14 protein-coding genes are annotated in these 17,682 nt (G+C 71.1%); 10 read left to right on the forward strand and 4 right to left on the reverse strand.

Features of this window, described 5'->3' with window-relative positions:
- The first annotated feature begins 126 nt into the window (after positions 1-126).
- Together GTY96_RS25235 and GTY96_RS25240 are read left to right on the forward strand one after the other, a co-directional pair.
- Positions 127-1,425: a universal stress protein gene (locus GTY96_RS25235; RefSeq protein ID WP_161666039.1), complete on the forward strand. Its 1,299-nt coding sequence runs from the start codon at positions 127-129 to the stop codon at positions 1,423-1,425.
- A 17-nt stretch (positions 1,426-1,442) separates the two neighbouring features.
- A complete protein-coding gene (locus GTY96_RS25240) occupies positions 1,443-2,498 on the forward strand; it encodes a zinc-binding dehydrogenase (RefSeq protein ID WP_143905382.1) in 1,056 nt (351 codons plus the stop codon).
- Here the strand turns inward: GTY96_RS25240 and can are convergent.
- Positions 2,476-3,201: a carbonate dehydratase gene (gene can, locus GTY96_RS25245; RefSeq protein WP_161666040.1), complete on the reverse strand. Its 726-nt coding sequence runs from the start codon at positions 3,199-3,201 to the stop codon at positions 2,476-2,478. The two genes, GTY96_RS25240 and can, sit on opposite strands and share 23 nt — an antisense overlap.
- 131 nt (positions 3,202-3,332) lie before the next feature.
- Between can and GTY96_RS25250 the strand changes: the two genes are divergently transcribed.
- Positions 3,333-4,658: a hypothetical protein gene (locus GTY96_RS25250; RefSeq protein ID WP_161666041.1), complete on the forward strand. Its 1,326-nt coding sequence runs from the start codon at positions 3,333-3,335 to the stop codon at positions 4,656-4,658.
- Positions 4,659-4,889: 231 nt separating this feature from the next.
- On the forward strand, positions 4,890-5,387 hold the full coding sequence (gene rraA / locus GTY96_RS25255) for a ribonuclease E activity regulator RraA (protein ID WP_143905388.1): 498 nt from the start codon (positions 4,890-4,892) through the stop codon (positions 5,385-5,387).
- Here the strand turns inward: rraA and GTY96_RS25260 are convergent.
- Complete coding sequence (locus GTY96_RS25260; protein WP_161666042.1) at positions 5,362-6,309, reverse strand: LysR substrate-binding domain-containing protein; 948 nt, start codon at positions 6,307-6,309, stop codon at positions 5,362-5,364. The two genes, rraA and GTY96_RS25260, sit on opposite strands and share 26 nt — an antisense overlap.
- 131 nt (positions 6,310-6,440) lie before the next feature.
- Between GTY96_RS25260 and GTY96_RS25265 the strand changes: the two genes are divergently transcribed.
- Together GTY96_RS25265 and GTY96_RS25270 are read left to right on the forward strand one after the other, a co-directional pair.
- Complete coding sequence (locus GTY96_RS25265; protein WP_161666043.1) at positions 6,441-7,913, forward strand: catalase; 1,473 nt, start codon at positions 6,441-6,443, stop codon at positions 7,911-7,913.
- A 19-nt stretch (positions 7,914-7,932) separates the two neighbouring features.
- Entirely contained in the window at positions 7,933-8,496 is a 564-nt protein-coding gene (locus GTY96_RS25270) for an ankyrin repeat domain-containing protein (protein ID WP_161666044.1), read from the forward strand.
- Between the two features lie 18 nt (positions 8,497-8,514).
- On the opposite strand, the gene GTY96_RS25275 is transcribed toward GTY96_RS25270, so the two are convergent.
- Positions 8,515-10,419, reverse strand: a complete 1,905-nt coding sequence (locus tag GTY96_RS25275) for a transketolase (RefSeq protein WP_161666045.1) — start codon at positions 10,417-10,419, stop codon at positions 8,515-8,517.
- 206 nt (positions 10,420-10,625) lie between these two features.
- Here GTY96_RS25275 and tal point away from each other — a divergent pair, with 206 nt between their 5' ends.
- Positions 10,626-11,747, forward strand: coding sequence for a transaldolase (tal, locus tag GTY96_RS25280; RefSeq protein WP_143905396.1), 1,122 nt, complete (start codon positions 10,626-10,628; stop codon positions 11,745-11,747).
- A 111-nt stretch (positions 11,748-11,858) separates the two neighbouring features.
- Positions 11,859-13,298: a hypothetical protein gene (locus tag GTY96_RS25285; protein WP_161666046.1), complete on the forward strand. Its 1,440-nt coding sequence runs from the start codon at positions 11,859-11,861 to the stop codon at positions 13,296-13,298.
- Between the two features lie 55 nt (positions 13,299-13,353).
- Here GTY96_RS25285 and GTY96_RS25290 read toward each other — a convergent pair whose 3' ends face one another.
- On the reverse strand, positions 13,354-15,180 hold the full coding sequence (locus tag GTY96_RS25290) for a fibronectin type III domain-containing protein (protein ID WP_161666047.1): 1,827 nt from the start codon (positions 15,178-15,180) through the stop codon (positions 13,354-13,356).
- A gap of 225 nt (positions 15,181-15,405) precedes the next feature.
- Between GTY96_RS25290 and GTY96_RS25295 the strand changes: the two genes are divergently transcribed.
- Positions 15,406-16,305, forward strand: a complete 900-nt coding sequence (locus GTY96_RS25295) for a bestrophin family protein (protein ID WP_161666048.1) — start codon at positions 15,406-15,408, stop codon at positions 16,303-16,305.
- 194 nt (positions 16,306-16,499) lie between these two features.
- Entirely contained in the window at positions 16,500-17,675 is a 1,176-nt protein-coding gene (locus GTY96_RS25300; protein ID WP_143905404.1) for a hypothetical protein, read from the forward strand.
- Positions 17,676-17,682 lie beyond the last annotated feature (7 nt).

Here is a 17,682-nt window from a genome sequence, read left to right on the forward strand (position 1 = left end):
GGAGGCGGGTGCTGGCGCGCTGAAGGCAGACGGCCCGACGCGCGCCGCGCCTCCTCCATCGCCCCGGGCATGGCGTGCGGACGCGGTGACTACCTTCACGGCGTGACCGCGATTCGAGGCGCCCCCATGGCCATCGCCTGCACCACCAATTTCTCGGATGCCGCCCGGCGCACCAGCGACACCGTGGCGCTGCTCTCCCGACGGATGAACGCTCCGCTCTGCCTGATCCACGTGGTGTCCAAGACGCTGATGCGGACCTTCGGCCAGTCCGTCCGCGAGGCCGCCCTGTCCGCGCTCCAGGGAGAGGCGCGGAGGCTGGAGACCCTGGGCGCCGTGGGCGTCGAGACCGTGCTGCTGACGGGGGAGCCCGAGCAGGCCGTGAGCGAGCTGGCGGCGGAGCGGGGCTTCCAGCTGGTGGTGGCCTCGGCCCCGGACGAGCCGACGCCCTTCCGAGGCCTGGGGGGCACGGTGGACCGGATGGCGCAGGAGCTGGACGTCCCCTTCCTGGTGGTCCGCGGAAACGCGGCGCTGGAGGCCTGGGCGCGCGGGGAGCGGGCCCTGCGGGTGATGTTGGGCCTGGACCGCTCGCGGCCCTTCGAGGTCGCGCGCGAGTGGGTGAAGGGCCTGGCGAGGTTCGGCCCGCTGGAGGTGGTGGGCGGGCACGTCTTCTGGGCCGGCACGGAGGCGGAGCGGCTGGGGCTGGAGCACCCGCACAACTACAAGGACATCTCCCCGGAGCTGCACGACGCGCTGGAGCAGGAGGCCGCCACGCTGTTGGAGCCGCTGCGCGCGGCGTCCACGTCCGTGCGCGTGCGGATGGAGCCGGGCCTGGGACGCGTCGCGGACCACCTGGTCGCGCTGGCCGCCGAGGAGCAGGTGGACCTGCTGGTGGTGGGCACGCACCAACGCAAGGCGCTGGCACGCCTGTGGAGCGTGTCCCAGGCCGCGCGGCGTCTGGCCTCCATGTCGGTGGTGAGCGTGCCGGTGCTCACGGCCGAGCAGGGGCTGGAGGCGGAGCTGCCCCGGGTGCGCTCGGTGCTCGCGAGCACGGACTTCATGGCGGCGGGGGACCGCGCCATCGCCTACGCCTTCGCCATCGCGCCTCCGGGGGGCACGGTGCACCTGCTGCACGTGGAGCCCGCGGACGCGACGCAAGAGGAACTCGAGGCCGCCCGGCGCCAGCTGGAGCTCCGGGTGCCCCGCGAGGCACAGGACGGGGCCCACCAGGTGGAGCTGTCGGTGCTGACCGGGGACGACGTGGCGGGCGTCATCACCCAGGCCGCGGAGCGGCACTGCGTGGACCTGCTGTGCCTGGGGACCCACGGCCGCACCGGCGTGAGCCGGGCGGTGCTGGGCTCGGTGGCGCAGCAGGTGATGGCGCGCAGCGACCGGCCCGCGGTGACGGTGCGCATGCCGCGCGCCTGAGCAAGAGGAGTGGAGCCATGCGAGCGACCGTGTTTCGAGGCATCGACAAGGTGGGCCTGGAGGACGTCGAACGTCCGAAGGCGGGCGTGGGGGAGGCCGTCGTCCGGGTGACGCTCACCACCATCTGCGGCACCGACGTGCACATCGTCCGGGGCGAGTACCCGGTGAAGCCGGGCCTCACCGTGGGCCATGAGATGGTGGGCGTCATCGACGCGCTGGGCGATGGCGTGACGGGCTATCAGGTGGGGCAGCGCGTGCTGGTGGGCGCCATCACCCCCTGCGGCCAGTGCCGGGGCTGCCTCTCCGGGCACGCGTCCCAATGCGGCCACGGCGAGGGCATGGAGGCGGCGGGGGGCTGGCGGCTGGGCAACACGATGAACGGCGTGCAGGCCGAGTACGTCCGCGTGCCCTTCGCGCAGGCCAACCTGGCGCCGATTCCAGATGAGCTGAAGGACGAACAGGTGTTGCTGCTGGCGGACATCGCCTCCACGGGCTTCAGCGGCGCGGAGTCCGGCGGCGTGAAGATTGGCGACGCGGTGGTGGTGTTCGCGCAGGGGCCCATTGGCCTGTGCGCCTCCGTGGGGGCCCGGCTGATGGGGGCCTCGCTGGTGATTGGCGTGGACGGAGACGAGTCGCGGCTGGCCATGGCGCGGAAGCTGGGCGTGGACGTGGCGCTCGACTTCCGCAACCAGGACGTGGTGGCGGAGGTGAAGCGGCTCACCGGGGGCGGCGTGGACGTGGCCATCGAGGCGTTGGGCACGCAGCAGACCTTCGAGAGCGCGCTGCGCTCGCTCAACCCCGGCGGCACGCTCTCCAGCCTGGGGGTGTACTCCGGCAAGCTGCAGCTGCCCTACGATGCCTTCGCGGCCGGGCTGGGCGACCACCGCATCGTCACCACGCTCTGTCCGGGCGGCAAGGAGCGCATGCGCCGCCTGATGGAGGTGGTGCGCACGAAGCGCGTGGACCTCACGCCGCTCTTCACGCACCGCTTCGCGCTCAAGGACATCCGCGAAGCCTATGCGCTGTTCAGCCAGCGCAAGGACGGCGTGCTCAAGGTCGCCATCCGGCCCTGAGCGGCTCCGGGGGCGGCTCCGGCGCCGGCGCCGGCGCGGACGCGTAGCGCGCGAGGCACCCGGGCAGCTTCGCGGCCAGCTCGTCCGGGCCGCCGAGCGTCAGCCCCAGGTCCTTGAGCAGGCCGTCCTCCACGCCGTAGATCCACCCATGCACGGTGAGCGGCTGTCCGCGCTCCCAGGCGTCCTGCACGATGGTGGTGTGGCTGACGTTCTGCACCTGCTCCAGCACGTTGAGTTCGCCCAGCCGGTCGTGCCGTTCGCGGGGGGACAGCCCTTCGCCCAGGAGCCGCTCATGCTTCTGGTGCACGTCCTGGATGTGCCGCAGCCAGTTGTCCGCCAGCCCCACCCGCTTGCGCTCCAGCGCGGCGCGCACGCCCGAGCAGCCGTAGTGGCCGCAGACGATGACGTGCCGGACGCGCAACAGGTCGATGGCGAATTGCAGCACCGACAGCGCGTTCAGGTCGGTGTGCACCACCACGTTGGCGATGTTGCGGTGGACGAACAGGTCGCCCGCCATCAGGTTGACGATTTGATTGGCCGGCACGCGGCTGTCGGAGCAGCCGATCCACAGGTACTCCGGAGACTGATGGCTGGCCATCTTCCGGAAGAAGTCGGCGTCCTTCTCCACCATCGAAGCGGCCCACTGGCGGTTGTTCTCGAACAGCGCGTCCAGCGTCGGGTCAGCGGCGTTCGGGTCGGTCATCCGCGGGACTCTAGCGGGTGCGCACGGGCACCCGCGGGGGCTTTCCGAGCCGCGCCAGAATATGCGCGTGGGTCGGCGTAATCCCCCCGACGGCGGCATTTCCCCGCTGACGCTCCCGAGGATGACTCCCCATGGAACGACCCCCGCTTCGCTTCCCGCGCTTCCTCCCCTTCGTGGCGGCCTCCGTGCTGGCCGCCTGTGGAGGGGGAGCGGACGACCCGGGCGACGGCCCCGGCCCGGACGGAGACCCGGGCGGCCCCTGTGTGCGGACCCTCTCCGAGAAGCTGACCGCCGCGACGACCTGGGCGCCGGGTGAGCAGCAGTGCACCTACGCGGTGACAGGCGTGGTGGAGGTCAGCGGCGCGCTCACCATCGCCCCTGGCACGGTGGTCCGCTTCGGCCCCAACGCGGGTCTGTTGATGACGGCGACAGGCTCCCTCAACGCGGTGGGCACGGAGGCCGCGCCCATCACCTTCACGGGGACGACGGCCACGCCGGGCTTCTGGAAGGGGCTCGCGTTCAAGTCCAACAACCCCGCGAACGTGCTGGAGCACGTGGTCATCTCCTACGCGGGCAGCGAGGACTCCTTCTGCTGTGACTTCTTCTACGGCCCGGGTGGGAGCATCGAGGCGCGGGCGGCCGTGCTGCTGGGCTCGCAGCTCCAGGACTCCATCACCCAGGTGCGCATCACGGATACGACGGTGGAGAAGAGCGGGACGCTGGGCCTCTTCGCCTTCAACAAGGCGCGGCTGCCCGGCTTCTCGCGCAACCTCTTCCGAGGCAACCTGGGCGCGCCCGTCACCGTGAGCCTGTCCATCGCGAGCGCGCTGGACGCCACCAGCATCTACTCCGGGAACAGCGCCACCAACCCCTCGGCCAATGGCGACAACACCGTCCACCTGCTGGCGGCGCCGGAGGCCGACACCGCCACGGCGCAGACGCTGCACAAGCTGGACGTGCCCTATGGCATCTCCACCGGCGTCCCGAACACGACCGTGGAGTACGCGGGCGCGCTCACGCTGGAGCCAGGCGTGCGGCTCCAGTTCGAAGCGGAGTCCGGCCTGCGCATCACGGCGACGGGCTCCCTGGTGGCGCGGGGCACGGCGGCGGCCCCCATCGTGTTCACGGGCAGGACGGAGACGCCGGGGTCCTGGAAGGGCATCTCCATCCGGTCCACGAACGCGAACAACGTCATCGCCTCCGCGCGGGTGAGCCATGGCGGCTCGGATCCATTCTGCTGCGACTCCTTCACGAGCGCGGGCGACATCCGGGCCAACATCTCCCTGGGCGGAGGCAATTCGGGGCGGGGCCGGTTGCAGCTGACGGACTCGCTCGTGTCGCAGGGGGCCGGCTGGGGCGTCTTCGTCTTCAAGGACTCCACCCTCACCCAGAGCGCCAACACCTTTGACGGCAACACCGGCACCGTGGGCTACCAGAATCCCCCCTTCGCGCCCTGAAGCCGCGCCTCCAACACGGCCTTGGGAGCCGCGCGCCGTTCCGGCAGGGACGGCGCGCGGCGGTGGGCGCTACCGGGGCGCGAGCGCGCCCACCAACCACTTCAATGCTTGCATGAACTTCCCCCTCTGGAAGGCGTTGACGATAGGGTTTTGAACAATGCACGGCCAAGGCGCCCGGACCCACCCGAGCAATCACAGTCGGACGCGCCCGGCGTGTGCATCCTCCCAGTCATGAACGACTCCTCTGACTTCAAGACCGCGGACCTCTGCGATGCCCACGCGGACACCTCGCGGTTCCAGATCGCGGACCCTGGCTTCCTGGACTACGGCGGGCGCAGGAGCTTCAGCGGCCCCATCAGCACGGTGCGGGCGCCCGAGGACAACTCGCGGGTGCGCCAGGCGCTGGAGGAGCCCGGCCTGGGCCGCGTGCTGGTGGTGGATGGCGGGGGCAGCCGCCGGTGCGCGCTGGTGGGCGACGTGCTGGCGGCGCTCGGGCAGAAGAACGGCTGGGCGGGCGTGGTGGTGAACGGCTGCATCCGCGACGCGGAGGAGGTGGGCCGCACCGACATCGGCGTGAAGGCCCTGGGCACCCACCCGCTCAGGAGCGGCAAGCGCAACGAGGGTCAGCGCGACGTGGAGGTGCGCTTCGCAGGAGTCACCTTCACCCCGGGCCACCACCTCTACGCGGACGCGGACGGCATCGTCACTTCCGAGCAGCCGCTGCGCTGACCTTCGCCCGCCCTGCCCCACCGGGCCACGCGGAGCGCAGCGTCCCCGCGATGGCGCGCAGCGCTTCGGCCCGGGGGTGTCCGGGACGCCACGCGAGGGCGAGCGTGCGGCCCGGCCCCGGCGGCGCGAAGGGCCGCACCACCAGCTGCCCCTGCCGGTTCTCCATGGGCACCGCCAGCTTGGGCAGCAGCGTGATGCCGCCCGCCGCCATCACCATCTGCGCGAGCGTCGTCAGGCTGGTGGCCCGGAAGTCCACCTCACGCGCGCCCACGCGCGTGCACAGGGCCAGCGTCTGGCTCCGGAAGCAGTGCCCGTCCTCCAGGAGCAGCACGTCCTCCTCGTCCAGGTCGCGCAGCTGCACCTGCTTCTTCTTCTCCAGCGGGTGCCCTGGAGGCGCCGCGACGACGAAGGGGTCCTCCGCGATGACCTCGTGCTCCACCGCGCGCCCCAACTCCGTGTCCACCGCGAGCAGCGCCGCGTCCAGCCGGCCCTCATCCATGTCGCGCATGAGCAGCGCCGTCTTCTCCTCGCGCAGCCGCAGCCGCAGCTTCGGGTAGCGCTTCACCAGCGCGGGCACCACCTCCGGCAGCACATAGGGCGCCACCGTCGGGATGGCGCCCAGGTGCAGCGGGCCCGCGAAGGGGTCCCCCATCCGCGCCGCCGCCGTGAGGAGGTCCTCCGCCTCCGTGAGCACCCGGCGCGCCCTCGCCACCAGCTCCCGACCCTCTGGCGTGAGCAGCACGCGGCGCGCGTCCCGCTCGAACAGCTTCACCCCGAGCACCGCCTCCAACTGCTGAATCTGCGCGCTCAGCGCCGGCTGGGAGACGTGGCACCGCTCGGCCGCCCGCCGGAAGCCCAGCGTCTCCGCCACCGCCACCACGTACTCCAACTGCCGCAGGCTGAGGTCGTTGAGCGAGGCCATGGCCCCTCCGTGAACCGATAACCCCTGCCTATCACTTCCATCCAAACGATGTCTTGGCCCGATTGCCGCCCGCTCTCTACCTTTCCCCCCGTCGAAGTGCCCCGAAAGCCCTCACGCAAAGGAAAGCGGCCATGTCCCAGCGCCCCACCCTCACCACCGAAGCCGGCGCCCCGGTCGCCGACAACCAGCACTCGCAGACCGCCGGCCCCAGCGGCCCGGTGCTGCTCCAGGACCACCACCTGCTGGAGAAGCTGGCCCGCTTCAACCGCGAGCGCATCCCGGAGCGCGTGGTGCACGCGGTGGGCTCCGGCGCCTACGGCACCTTCGAGGTCACGTCGAAGGACGTGACGCGCTACACGCGCATGAAGGTCTTCAGCGAGGTGGGCAAGCAGACGGAGGTCTTCCTGCGCTTCTCCACCGTGGCGGGCTCCAAGGGTGCGCCGGACACCGCCCGCGACCCGCGCGGCTTCGCGGTGCGCTTCTACACGGAGGACGGCAACTGGGACCTCGTGGGCAACAACACGCCGGTGTTCTTCCTGCGCGACGGCATCAAGTTCCCGGACTTCATCCACTCGCAGAAGTACGACCCGTACACGAACTGCCAGGAGCCGGACAACGTCTGGGACTTCTTCTCCTACTCGCCGGAGGCCACGCACCAGTTCACCTGGCTGTTCGGCGACCGGGGCATCCCCGCGACGCTGCGGCACATGGACGGCTTCGGTTCACACACCTTCCAGTGGGTGAACGCGCGGGGCGAGCGCTCCTGGGTGAAGTTCCACTTCAAGACCGACCAGGGCATCCGCACCCTCACCTCGCCGGAGGCCGAAGCCCTGGGCGGGAAGGATCCGCAGCACCACCAGCGCGACCTGTACCAGGCCATCGAGCGCGGCGAGTTCCCCTCGTGGACGCTCAAGGTGCAGGTGATGCCGGAGGCGGACGCGGCGAACTACCGCTTCAACCCGTTCGACCTCACCAAGGTGTGGCCGCACCAGGACTACCCGCTGATGGAGGTGGGCAGGCTCACCCTGAACCGCAACCCGGAGAACTTCTTCGCGGAGGTGGAGCAGGCGGCGTTGGACCCCGCGCACTTCGTGCCCGGCATCGGCCCGTCGCCGGACCGGATGCTCCAGGCGCGGCTGTTCGCGTACGGCGATGCGCACCGCTACCGGGTGGGCATCAACAGCACGCAGCTGCCCGTGAACGCGCCGCGCGGCGTGAAGGGCGGCGCGCGCAACTACGGCCGTGACGGCGCCATGCGCTTCGACGGCAACGGCGGGCGCGGCCCCAACTACGAGCCGAACAGCTTCCACGGCCCCGCGCAGACGGACGCGTCCCCCGGCCTGGGCTACGCGGTGGACGGCATGACGGGCACCTTCGTGCACGGCAAGCACGCCGAGGACACCGACTTCGTGCAGGCGGGCGCCCTCTACCGGCTGATGGACGAGGCCGCGAAGGCGCGGCTGGTGGAGAACCTCTCCGGCAGCCTCGCCCAGGTGAGCCGCGAGGACATCATCACCCGCGCCATCGCCCACCTCCGCGCCGCCGACGAGGACTACGGCGCGCGCATCGCCACCGCCGTCCAGCAGCTGCGCCGCTCTCGCTAGAGGGAAAGGAACACCACCCATGCTCCCCCACACCGTCACGAAGACCCTCGATGCCCCTCGTCCCTCGGACGGGGATTCCGACGACGCCGCGGTGGTCGACCTCGCGAGGACCGCGTTCGCGCTGGCCCGCGCGGGCGCGGCCCGGGACCTGGCGGTGATGCTCGACGCCGGGCTGCCCGCGGGCCTGCGCAACGAGCGCGGCGACTCGCTCCTGATGCTGGCCAGCTACCACGGCCACGTGGAGGCGACGCACCTCCTGCTGAAGCGCGGGGCCAACCCGGAGCAGACCAACGACGCCGGGCAGACGCCGCTGGCCGGCGCGGCCTTCAAGGGCAGCGCGGCCATCGCCACGGTGCTGCTGGACGCGGGCGCGAAGGTGGACGGCGCGGGCGGAGACGGCCGCACGCCCCTGATGTTCGCGGCCATGTTCGACAAGCTGGACGTGGTGGAGCTGCTGCTCCAGCGCGGCGCCAACCCGGACCTCCGGGACGCGGACCAGCGCACCGCGCTCGCCTACGCCCGGGCGTTCGGGGCGTGGCGAGCGGCGGGCCGGCTAGAGCCGCGGCCTCCAGCCCAGGACTGACGGCCGGGGCGCGGGGCCTCAGGCGTTCGTGTGGCCCCAGGCGTTCTCGGACGGCTTGCCGCGCCCGTCCCCACGCAGGGGCGAGTCCTCCACCAGCGACGTGACGCTCTCCACGATGTGCTCGGCGTCGATGCCGGCGGCGCTCAGCAGCTCCGCGGGCTTGCCGGAGCCGGGCAGCTTCGTCACCGCCAGGCGCACCACCGTGGGCAGCAGCGCGCGCTCGCCCGTGAAGGCCTCCAGCACCGCGTCCGCGAGCCCGCCCTCGGCCCAGTGGTCCTCGACCACGACCAGCCTCCCCTGCGTCTCGCGCGCGGCCTCGCGCAGCGTCTTCGCGTCCACCGGCTTCACCGAATACAGGTCGATGACGCGCACCGGGATGCCCTCCTGCTTCAGCAGCTCATACGCCTTGAGCGCTTCGTGCAGCGTGATGCCGGCGGCCACCACCGTCGCCACGTCCTTGTCGGAGCGCCGCAGCACCTTGCTGCCGCCAAGGGGGAACGCCTCCGTCGCGGGGTAGAGCACCGGCGTCTTCTCACGCGTGCTGCGCAGGTAGGTGATGCCCGGGCGCTCCAGCACCTGCGCCAGCAGCTTCGCGGTCTGGTTCGGGTCGCTCGGGTAGAGCACCGTGCTGCCGCCCACCGCGCGCATCATCGCCAGGTCCTCCAGCGCCATCTGCGACGGCCCGTCCTCGCCAATGGAGACGCCCGCGTGGCTGCCGCACAGGTGCACCGTCGCGTTGGAGATGGCCGCCATGCGCACCTGGTCATACGCGCGCGACAGGAAGGCCGCGAAGGTGCTGACGAAGACCTTCTTGCCCAGCACCGCCATGCCCACCGCGCTGGACACCATGTTCTGCTCCGCGATGAACATCTCGAAGTAGCGCTTCGGGTGCGCCTTGTGGAACTCGTCCGAGTACGTGGAGTTGGACACCTCCGCGTCCAGCGCCACCACGTCCGGCCGGGCGTTGCCCAGCGCCAGGAGCGCGTCGCCATACGCCTTGCGCGTGGCCTCCTTCTGGCCGACCTCGTACGTGGGCAGCTTCAGCGGCGCGGCCACGTCCAGGCCGGAGGGCTTCACCGCCTCCGGCTTCTTCACCTGGATGCGGACGTTCCGCTCGCCGCCCAGCTCGCGGATGGCGTCCTTCGCCTTGTCCTCCGGCAGCGGCTTGCCGTGCCAGCCTTCCTTGTTGGCGATGAGCGAGTAGCCGTGGCCCTTCTCCGTCTTGCAGATGAGGCAGGTGGGCTGCCCCTTCTTGCCCTGGGCTTCGGCGAAGGCGCGGTCGATGGCGCCCAGGTCGTGCCCATCCAGCGCGATGGCATGCCACCCGAACGCGCGGGCGCGGGCCACATAGGCCTCCACGTTCCAGCCCAGCTCCGTCGCGCGGCTCTGGCCCAGCCGGTTCACGTCGATGATCGCGCAGAGGTTGTCGAGCTGGTAGTGGCTGGCCTTGTCGAACGCCTCCCACACGGAGCCCTCCGCCGTCTCGCTGTCCCCCATCAGCACGTAGGTGCGGAAGGGCAGCCCGTCCATGCGCGCGGTGAGCGCCATGCCCACGCCGACGGCGAGCCCCTGGCCGAGCGACCCCGTGGCCACGTCCACGTACGGCAGCACGTGGGGGTTCGGGTGCCCCTCCAGCCGGCTGCCGAACTTGCGCAGGGTGAGCAGCTCCCGGTCGTCGATGGCGCCCGCCGCCTTGAAGGCGGAGTAGAGGACCGGGCAGGCATGGCCCTTGGAGAGCACGAAGCGGTCGTTGTTGGGCGCGCGCGGCTGCTGGAAGTCGAAGCGCAGGTACTTCTGGAACAGCACGGCCATGATGTCCGCCGCGGACATGGATGAGCTGGGGTGGCCCGAGCCCGCCGCCGTGGTGCAGCGGATGCTGTCGATGCGCAGCTGCGCCGCGAGGTCCGCCAAGGTGTCCGCCATCGTTTCGCTCCCGGAGTTCAGGGGGACAGGGGTGCCCCCCGGTACTGTGTTGACTGACGCGGCCCGCGAGAAGCGGTCGCCCCCGCTGGCCTCGCGTCCAGGCAGAATCCGCGAGTGCCTGCCTGCCCGGCCGGGCTCGGGGGGCGGCACGTGGTCATCTTGAAGGAACGCCATCCGGGCGCCCTGCGCCCCCGACGGGAGAACCCATGAATCCGCTTCGACAGCTCGCCGAGTTTGGCCAATCCGTCTGGGTGGACAACCTCCAGCGCAGCTACATCACGAAGGGCACGCTGAAGAAGTTCATCGACGAGGACGGCCTCAAGGGGCTCACCTCCAACCCGACCATCTTCCAGAAGGCGGTGTCGGGCAGCGACGACTATCAGGACCTCTTCGACGCGGCGAAGGGCCAGGGTCTGTCCGGCAACGACCTCTACGAGCAGCTGGCGGTGCGCGACGTGCAGGGCGCGGCGGACATCCTGCGCACCGTCTACGACGCGACGAAGGGCCAGGACGGCTTCGCGTCGCTGGAGGTGTCCCCCCGGCTGGCGCTCGACACGAAGGCCACCCTGGAGGAGGCGCGGCGGCTGTGGAAGACGCTCGCGCGACCCAACGTGATGGTCAAGGTCCCGGGCACGGAGGCCGGCGTTCCGGCCTTCGAGCAGCTCACCTCCGAGGGCATCAACATCAACGTGACGCTGCTCTTCAGCCAGGAGCGCTACCGGCAGATCGCCGAGGCCTACGTGAGCGGCCTGGAGAAGCTGGCCGCGTCCGGAGGGGACGTGAGCCGCGTCGCCAGCGTGGCGTCGTTCTTCGTCAGCCGCATCGACACCCTGGCGGACAAGGAGATCGAAAAGAAGCTGAAGGCCGGCGCCACGCCCGAACAGCAGAAGGCGCTGGAGGGGCTGAGCGGCAAGGTGGCCATCGCCAACGCGAAGCTCGCCTACCGCATCTACAAGGAGATCTTCGGCGGCGCGCGCTGGAAGGCGCTCGCGGCGAAGGGCGCCAGGGTGCAGCGCGTGCTCTGGGCGAGCACCAGCACCAAGAGCCCGAAGCTGAGGGACGTGCTCTACGTGGAGGAGCTCATCGGCCGCGACACGGTGAACACCATGCCGCCCGCGACCATCGACGCGTTCCGCGACCACGGCAAGGTGCGCGCGAGCCTGGAGGAGGACCTCCCGGCCGCGGAGGCCACCCTGCGCCAGCTGGAGGCGGGCGGCATCTCCATGCGGAAGCTCACCGACACGCTGACCACGGATGGCATCCGCCTGTTCGAGGAGTCCTTCGACCAGCTCCTCTCCGCGGTGGGGGAGAAGCTGAAGAAGACCTGAGCCTCCGAAGGAGGGAGGGCCTGAAGACACTCCCCCCTCCTTCCAGTGCTTGTTGGAAGGCACTGCCCTGCCCCCCACCCTTCCGGACACTTGGGCCGGAAGGAGCCGTTCATGGGAGTGAAGAACTGGGGCGCCGTGGCGTGGCTGGCATTGGTGGGCTGCGGTGGCATGCCGGAGGAGGAGCAAGCGCGCCAGGTGGAGGCCCAGGCGTGCCCGTCCGGGGTGGCGTCGCGGGTGAAGGTGGTCATTCCTCCGCTCGCCAGCACCGCCACGCGGCTGCAGGGGCTGACCGACGTCCAGGGGACCCTCTACTTCGCCACCAACGGCCCCTCCTCCGAGGGCTCCATCCTGTGGCGCAGCAACGGCACGGCGGCGGGCACCGTCCCCGTCCGGGGCTTCCCCGTGGGGTACTCCGGCGTGGAGTCACCGGTGGCGGTGGGCAACCGGCTCTTCTTCCAGATGTCCGTGGCCATCACGGGGACGGAGCTGTGGGTCAGCGACGGGACGTCCCTGGGCACGAAGCTCGTCCGGGACATCACGTCAGGGCCGGAGGGCTCCACGTTGCTGAGCGCGACCGCGGTCAATGGCCGGCTGGTCTTCTTCCGGGCGCGCTCCGGCACCGAGGACGCCGAGCTGTGGCGCTCGGACGGGACGGCCGTGGGGACGCAGCGGATCAGCGTCCTCGGCGGCGTCAACGGACTCTATTCCCAGGCGACCCTGCAGGTCGGAGGCGCGCTGCTCTTCTTCCGGAACGAAGACTCGGGCACCCGGCTGTGGCGCACCGACGGCACGCTGGCGGGGACCCAGGCCGTCGCGGGCCTGAGCTCGCGGCGGCTGAACATCGTGCAGGTGGCGCAGGCGGGCAGCCTGGGCCTGTTCATCGTGGAGGACGGGCCCAACTCCCAGGTCTGGAAGACAGATGGCACGGGCGGGGGGACGGTGAAGCTGGAGACGTTCGGCCGGGCCGTCCACATCCTGGGCGTGCTGGGGTCAAAGGCCTACCTCTCGTCCGTGGACCTGGACACGCAGCAGCTGCGCATCCAGAGCCTCCTGCTGGCGGGCGGCGGCAAGGCATCCGTGGCCACCCTGCCCCGATACAACGCGAACGCCTATCCTTTCGTGCAGCGGAGCACCCTGTCCGCGGGGAGCCTGTACTTCTCCGTCGCCCAGTTCGTTGACGGCCCCGCCCCGGAGGCCGTGGAGCTGTGGGCCACGGACGGCACGTCCGCGGGCACGCGCAAGCTCTTCCAGACGCTGTCCCGGAACGACGAATACGCCTCGCCCGTGTTCGCCACGGGAGAGGGCGTGGTCCTCTTCAGCGGCTCGGCCACGGGCAGCGGCCTGCAACCCTGGTTCACGCGGGGCACCGTGGCGACGACCGGGCGGTTCGCGGCCACCGGGCCGGGAACGCCAGCCATCGCGCCAGACGGCTTCACCCGCCTGGGCAGCCGCGTCTACTTCCGCGCCCTGGACGACACCGACCGGGAACAGCTCTGGTCCGTGCCGGCGTCGTTCAGCTGCCCGGCCGGGTTCAACGACACGCGGGAGTAGCCCCGCCCGCCGCTGTCCACCGGGACGAAGCCCGTGGACAGCGACGGCCGCGTCCCTACCGGTAGGTGTCCAGGTAGGCGCGGTGGCTGTTGGAGAACTCGAAGTTCGTGAACTGATCCCAGTTGATGGACCAGGTCATCAGCCCCTTGAAGCCCGGGTAGCCGCCGGCCTTGCGCAGCACGTAGGCGCCGCCGAAGGACTGGCCCTTCATCAGATAGTCCAGCGCCTTCTGCACGTTGGCGGGCGTCGTGTAGCCGCCGCCCGCGGCCTGCGGCGAGGACGGCAGGCCGATGACGACCTGCTCCGGCTGGAGCGCCGGGAAGACCGCGCTCGCGTTGCCGCCCACGGGGAAGCCCTGGAGCAGCATCTCCGCCATGGCCACGTGGAAGTCCGGCGTGGCCTGCGCGTAGGCGCGGCCGTCCAGCGCCGTCACGGTGCCGGTGTTGTAGTGCTGCACGTGCAGGTACGTCAGCCGGTCGCGCAGCGCGTGGATGACGGGGAGGTAGGCGCCCCACGGGCCGCCGTAGGCCGCGTAGCCGCCCTGCACGTAGGCGGTCTCCGGGGCCATGGTGAGCAGGAAGCCCGCGCCGTTGTCGTTGAGCAACTGCCGGGTGCCCGCGATGAGGTTCTGGATGCGCGGCGTGGTGGGGTTGCGGAAGTCGGTGTCCCCGCCGTTGAGCGCCAGCGAGCTGCCCTCCAGGTCCAGGTCCAGGCCGTCAAAGCCATACGTGTTGACGAGCCCCTGCATGCTGGTGACGAAGGCCTGCCTCGCCGCCGCGTCGTCCAGGTGGATGGTGCCATTCGCGCCGCCCAGGGAGATGAGCACCTTGCGGCCCTGCGCCTTGAGCGTGGCGATGTCTGCCTTGAACTCCGCCACGGTGGCGTTGTACGGCGTGAAGCCCATGGTGCCCGACGGCGCGCCCGCCACCGGCTCCGCGAAGGCGACCTGGATGACATTGAACTTGGAGGAGATGTCGCGCAGCCGGATGTTGGTGGAGCCGTTGTCGAAGTTGTGCCAGTAGCCGACCAGCACCTTGCTGCCCGAGGGGGTGGAGTTGCCCGTCGTCACGGCGAGGCTGTTGCTGGCGGCGGAGCGGTTGCCCGCGGCGTCACGCGCCTTCGCGGTGAAGGTGTACGTCGTGTTCGCGGAGAGCCCCGTCACGGTGGCGCTGGTCGTGGTGGAGGTGACCGCCGCCGTGGTGGCGCCATTGACGAAGATTTCGTAGCCGGTGACGCCCACGTTGTCCGTGGACGCGTTGAAGGCCAGGGAGACGCTGGAGGCCGTCACGCCGGTGGAGCGCAGGGAGCCAGGCGCGGTGGGGGCCTGGGTGTCGGGCGCCGGGCGCGGGGGCGTGGTGGTGCTGAACGCCGCGCTCGCCGCGGAGCGGTTGCCCGCGGCATCGCGCGCCTTCACGGTGAAGGTGTACGTCGTGTCGGCGGACAAGCCAGACACGGTGGCGCTGAGCGTGGTGGAGGTGACGGCCGCCGTGGTGGCGCCATTGACGAAGACCTCGTAGCCGGTGACGCCCACGTTGTCGGTGGACGCGCTCCACGTCAGCGACACGCTGTCATACGTCTTGGAGGGGGACGCGAGGCCGGTGGGCGCGGTGGGGGCCTGGGTGTCCGCGGGCGGGTTGCCGGTGCGCTCCAGCCACAGCGCGAGCACGTTGGGAGGCTCCCAGCCCACCAGCGAGGTGTGGGACTGCCGGCAGTCGTAGCCCTTGCCGCCATACGACGCGATGTCGCCCACGACATACGCGACGCCCGGGGCCCAGGCGCCCCGGTCCGCCGCGACGGCCAGGGCGGGGAGCAACAACAGGAGCGCGGCGGTGGCCATCCGCGCGGAGCGGGCCGCGCGTGAAGAGAGACGAGGGGGATGCATGGGGTGAAGCCTCCCGGGAAGGGGTGCGAGGCGGGCCGACACAGCGAGCGCCCACCGCGCACCGGGTGCGGGAGACAGGGAGGACCGGAACCCGGAAAACGGGTCAAACGTCCTGGACGAATCCCTGTTCCCCACCTGCGAGGTGGGCGGCGTCCGGCCTCCCAGGAGCCCCACCGGTCCACTCGATTGCCCAAGGAGATGGAGGGGAAGTGCTAGAGGGGCGGCATGATCGTCCGTCCGCGGCTGCACTGGCTCCGCATGCTGTTCGTCTGGCGCGGCTCGGTGGTGTCCCGCATCCTGATGCGGCTGCTGTTCTTCCTCGGGCTGGCTTGTGGCGTGGTGGCGCTGCGGCCCCTGCCCTTCCACCTGGAAGCCGGCCCCCTGGGAATGCTGGGCGTGGCGCTGGCCATCTTCCTGGGGTTCCGCAACAGCACGGCGTACGACCGCTTCTGGGAGGGCCGCAAGCTGTGGGGGTCGCTGCTCATCGTCACGCGCTCCTTTGCCCGACAGGCGTTCACCCTGCCGGTGCCCGCGCTCACCCCGGAGGAGCGTCGCGGCGTCTGCGACCGGCTCCGCGCGCTCGCGGTGACGCTGAACCACCAGCTCCGGGAGACCCGGGTCGACGTGGCCACGCTGCCCCCGGGCGTGCGCGAGCAGGTGGTCCGCGCGGAGCACCGGCCAGCCCGGGTGTTGCTGGAGCTGGGCGCATGGCTGTCCGAGCAGCGCCGCCAGGGCCGATTGAGCGACATCCTGGTGGCCTCGCTCGATGAAAACCTGCACCGGATGTCGGAGGTGCTGGGCGGCTGCGAGCGCATCGCCACGACGCCGATTCCCTACGCGTACAGCGTCATGCTGCACCGGACGGTCTACATCTACAGCCTGATGCTGCCCTTCGCGTTGGCCGGCAGCCTGGGCTGGGCCACGCCGCTCGTCTCCACCTTCACTTCCTATACGTTCATCGCGCTCGACATGGTGACGTCGGAGCTGGAGGACCCGTTCGGGACCGAGCCCAACGACTTGCCGCTCGACGCGCTGACGCGCACCATCGAGCGCGCGGTGCTGGAGCTGGCGGGCGAGCCGCTTCCCCCGCCGCTGAAGCCCGACGACCGGTTCGTGCTGTCGTGACACCCGCCGGCCCGCTCCCGGTGGGTCGGTGGCCGGGACGCGGACCCAGGTCCGCCCTCCGGTCCGGCGGCCAGCGGGAGACAGGAAGCGAGTGCAAGGCGCACGTGCGCCTTGCGGCGCGGCGATGGGTGCACTAGCCATCCAGGAACAGAGGCCGACGGCGCCGACCGTTCGGGCCTTTCGAGGATGACTTCATGGCCCAGCGCCGTCCGACCCGACCCTCCGCCTCCCCTGCTCCGTCCAAGTCCCGCGGCGCCGCCAGCAAGGCCGCCACGAAGCCAGGGAAACAGCCCGCCCGAGGCAAGGCCCCCGCCACGGTGAAGAAGCCCGTGGCCGCCAGGCCGAAGTCGCCGGCAAGGGCGCTGAAGACCGCGCCCTCGAAGAAGGTGGCGGTGTCGAAGGGCAAGCCCGCGAAGACCCCTGTCGCGAAGAAGGTCGCGGCGAAGGCGGCTCCCTCGAAGGCAAAGCCCGCCGCGCGAGTTTCGAAGGCGCCCCCGCAGCCCTCGAAGGCATCCGCCGCGAAGGCTTCCACGCGGGCCCCGAAGTCCGCGCAGGGCCCGGAGGCTCCTGAGTCGAAGACGGGTCCCGGTGACAGCGCTTTGAAGCACGGGACGAAGACGCCGAAGGGCGCCTCCAAGCGGAAGAGCGCATCCGAAGTGACCACGCCTCATGAGCCCGCGACCGAGCGGCTGTCGTCGAACAGCGCGGAAGCAGCGGCGGCCGTGTCTCACGTGGAAGTGACCTCGCCCACGAGCACCATCGAGGGAACCCCTCCCGCGGCGGAGGCGGCTCCCGCGGAAGCGACCGAGGCCCCTGCGCGCAAGCTGTCAGGTCGCGCCGCGAAGAAGAAGACCGCGCCGGAGGTCTCCGCATCCGAGGCCGCCGAGAGCATGACTGCTCCGTCCGCTCCCGCTGAGTCCGAAGCGCCGTCCCCTGCCGCCGCGAGCAGCGAGACTCCCTCCACCCCCGCGAAGGCGAAGCGTGCCGGCAAGGGCGCGGCGCGAACCCCCTCCGAAGAGCCCCGTGAGGCAGAGGCCCCTGCTTCACCTGGACCGGCGAAGCCCGCGCGCACCGCCGATCCCCAGTACCTCATCCTCACCGGAGGCTCGCCCTTCCTGCGCGCCATCGGCTCCGTGCGCCGCGCGGACGGCGAGCCCCTGCCGGGCTTCGTCAACCTCACCGTGACCAAGATGTCCGCGCTCATGCTGCCCACCGAGCCGGGCGCGTATGAGTTCCGCTTCCAGGCCAGCAACGGGACCGGCGACTTCAAGCTCGCCCAGCGCAGCGAGACCGGGGCCCCTCGCAACGTGCGCGACTTCGAGATGGCCTCGTCGGGTGGCTTCCAGCTCTACCGCTTCACCATCTCCTGAGCCGGTG

The organism is Corallococcus silvisoli (assembly GCF_009909145.1).
In the GTDB taxonomy this organism is placed as follows: domain Bacteria; phylum Myxococcota; class Myxococcia; order Myxococcales; family Myxococcaceae; genus Corallococcus; species Corallococcus silvisoli.